We start from the raw sequence: 3,437 nt of genomic DNA, 5'->3' as shown, positions 1-3,437 counted from the left end.
ACAAGCACAACAAGGCAAAACCATTCAGGCAATTTTTAATCAGGTGATCCTGAATTCCACCGCACTGTACGAATACCAGCCCCGCAGTGAAGCCGACATGCAGCAGTGGTTTGAAACCAGGGTGCGCGGAAATTTTCCGGTGCTGGGTTATGTGGATGCCAGTAATCAGTTGCTCGGATTTGCCAGTTATGGCCCGTTTCGTGACAAACCAGCCAACCGTCTGACGCTGGAACACGCGGTGTATGTGGCTGAACAGGCTCGCGGGCTGGGGATAGGTCGCTTGTTGCTGCAAGCCCTGATGCAACGTGCCACCACGCAGGGTTATCACACCCTGATTGCTGCCATTGATACTCAGAATCTTGCCAGCATCCATCTGCATGAATCGGAAGGTTTTGTTTATGCAGGTACATTGCATGAGGTCGCCAGCAAATTTGATCGCTGGCTGGACCTGGCCTTTTATCAGAAGTTACTCAAAACATGAATCACACCCTGAAATACGCTGACCTGCCTCCTCTCAAATCCCTGGTGCTGGGGTCAGCATCCCCGCGTCGACGAGATTTGTTGTTGCAGCTGATGCCCCATCTGGACATTCAGGTTTGCCCGGCTGATATTGATGAATCACTGCTGGGTCAGGAAAGCGGCGAAGCACTGGTATTACGTCTGGCTCAGGCCAAGGCAGCAGCAGTTATAACTGCATTACCAGCGGCTCTGCAAGGTGCACTGGTACTGACAGCGGATACAGAAGTGGTGCGTGATGGTCATCCACTGGGCAAACCCCAGTCACCTGAGCACGCAGTGGAATTGCTGATGCAACTCTCCGGTCATCACCATCAGGTCAAAACTGCGCTGGTGTTACAGCAGGGTAAACAATGCCTGCAACGGCTGGTCACCACCGAAGTGATTTTTCGTCATCTGTCGATTGATGAGATACGTGCCTACGTGGCGACCGGTGAACCGGATGACAAGGCTGGCGGTTATGGCATCCAAGGGCGAGGAGCGGCACTGGTGGCCGGTATTCAGGGCAGTTACTCCAACGTGGTGGGTTTACCGCTGGAAGCACTGGCAGACATGCTGCCACAGATGGGTTATCGGATTTTTTAACAGTAACAATCCACCTTCCTCAAGTTTCCCGCTTTGGAGCCGATCAAAGTTTAACCAGCCCGAAGCGGAATACCATCATGCTTATCCAGTCCTCCAAGATCAGTTTTGCTGCTGCCCACCAGCAGGAACAGCGCTTGTCCGTTACAGAGCAGTTAAATTACACCGAAAGACGTGGTGATCAGGTCACACAGTTGTCTGCCCGGCGTGAAATGACCTATGAAAACAGCGAAGTCAGTGTATTTCTGCAACAGCCAGGTCAATCACAGAGTGAGGCTGCCAATGAGCTGCTGCAGCATGCTAAACGTCCACGTCTGATGCCATGGGCACGTATGGGTGAAACGGAAGGTAACGGAGTATCCAGGCAGCCGGTGGGTGAGGTGACGACCAGTGAGCGGGATGAGATAAAACCCATGACACCTGAAGAGTTTCGGGTGCTGCTGCTGAAAGAAACCCTTTACCGCTTGTTTGGCATTAGCCTGGAAGAACAGGAATCTGGTGCAGATGAGGTGAAAAAAGCCATAGAGCGGGGTGAACAGCAGGGAGCAGCTCTGCAAGCACAATTTCAGCCGACGGGGCAGGGTGATGGCTTTCAGCTGGATTATCACTATGAACAACAGTATTACGAAGCCGAATTCAGTTATGTAGAAGCACACGGACAGGTGTTAACTGCAGATGGCCAGCAATTGGATTTTAGTGTGCAGGTTGGTTTGTCCCGTGAGTTTTTTACCTCACAAAGCCTCAGTTTCAGTGCTGGTAACCTGAAAGATCCACTGGTGATTGAATTTGGTGGTACAGCAGCACAACTGGGTTCCACTCGTTTTGCCTTTGATCTGACACTGGATGGTCAGCTTGAATCCCTGTCAACCTTGGGACAAGGTCGTGGTTTTCTGGCTTGGGATCGTAATGATGATGGTGTTATTAATGACGGCAGTGAGCTGTTCGGTGCACAAACTGGACGGGGTTTTGCTGAGCTGACCGCCTTGGATGATGATGGTAATGGCTGGATTGATCAGGGAGACAGCCGGTTTAGCCAGTTACGTGTGTGGATGCCGGATGAATCCGGTCAGGGGCAGTTGTATGCTCTGGCGGATCTAGGCATTGGTGCCATTTATCTGGACAGCATTGAGTCACCCTTTCGTTATACCGATGCCCGGAACAACACTCTTGGTGAGTTACGAGAAACAGGCATTTATCTGAGAGAAGACGGACAGGCCGGGCTGGTACGCCAGATCGACCTGTCGGTTTGATCAGCGTGGCATCAGACAGCCAGGATTAAGCTGCTCAATGTCAGTGCAACCCAGCAAGCCAAGGGTACGATCCATTTCACTGCGCAGGATATCCAGAGCACGGTCGGCTCCGGCAGCACCACCGGCAGCCAGTCCGTACAGGGTGGCGCGGCCACTCATGGCCATATCTGCCCCTAGGCAACGAGCCTTGATAAAATCACTGCCACGACGCAAGCCACTGTCCACAATCAGCAGAAAGTCCGGCCCCACCGCCTGACGGATTTCCGGTAACACATCCAGCGGGCTGGGGCAGGTGTCCAACTGACGGCCACCATGATTGGAAATCACCAGACCATCCACACCGCTCCGTTGGGCTTCACGGGCATCCTCAGCACACAATACCCCCTTCAGGAGCAGTTTGCGTGGCCATAGATCCCGTAGCCAACTGACATCTTTCCAGTTCAGTGATGGATCCATCTCTTGAGTCAGAAAAGTTGCGGCATTACGTGCACTGGCTTTTTCCGGCGGCAAAAAATCACCCAGATTACAAAAACGCGGGATGCCGTGAGGTACCAGTACATCAAAAATCCAGCTCAGGCGTGAAGCAACATGCAGAGTATTGCGCAAATCCAGCTGCATGGGTGCGCGGTAGTTGCGTCGATCCCACTCCCGATTGCCGAATACCGAGGTGTCTGTGGTCAGCACCAGTGCTTCACAACCAGCGGCATCAGCACGTTCAATGATACCTTTCAGGTTATCGCGGTTCTTGAACAGATAAAGCTGCATCCAGTGGCGTACACCCGTGGCGGCAATGCGCTCCATGGATACCGTTGATACCATACTCTGGCAGAAGGGTACTCCGACTCTGGCCGCGGCTTCAGCCAGCACTCGGTCACCTTCATGGGTCAGCAGGCCGTTAAAACCGGTTGGGGCAATCATTAACGGCATGTTGATGGGTTGATTGTACAGGCGGGTGCTGAGGTCTCGTTGTGAAATATCGACCAGTGTACGGGGACGGAAAACCAGCTCGTCATATGCAGTACGGTTGCGCTTTAGAGTGTATTCATCATCTGAACCGCCTTCCAGATACTCCATGCAGAAGTTTGGCAG

4 protein-coding genes are annotated in these 3,437 nt (G+C 52.8%); 3 read left to right on the top strand and 1 reads right to left on the bottom strand.

The annotated features are described in order from the left end of the window. From IBX50_RS18590 to IBX50_RS18580, 3 genes are all read left to right on the top strand, one after another. The coding region (locus tag IBX50_RS18590) for a GNAT family N-acetyltransferase (protein WP_292257894.1) at positions 1-481 on the top strand (481 nt) is incomplete at its 5' end. Continuing rightward, positions 478-1,101, top strand: coding sequence for a nucleoside triphosphate pyrophosphatase (locus tag IBX50_RS18585; RefSeq protein ID WP_292257893.1), 624 nt, complete (start codon positions 478-480; stop codon positions 1,099-1,101). The genes IBX50_RS18590 and IBX50_RS18585, both read left to right, overlap by 4 nt. 77 nt (positions 1,102-1,178) lie before the next feature. Further along, positions 1,179-2,348 (top strand): hypothetical protein, encoded by a 1,170-nt coding sequence (locus tag IBX50_RS18580; protein WP_292257892.1) that lies wholly within the window; start codon positions 1,179-1,181, stop codon positions 2,346-2,348. On the opposite strand, the gene IBX50_RS18575 is transcribed toward IBX50_RS18580, so the two are convergent. After that, positions 2,349-3,437, bottom strand: a 1,089-nt coding sequence (locus IBX50_RS18575; RefSeq protein WP_292257891.1) for an alpha-hydroxy acid oxidase, incomplete at its 5' end; no start/stop codon positions are given.

It is taken from the genome of Marinospirillum sp., from assembly GCF_014859565.1.
This window is presented reverse-complemented; position numbering and strand designations above follow the sequence as displayed.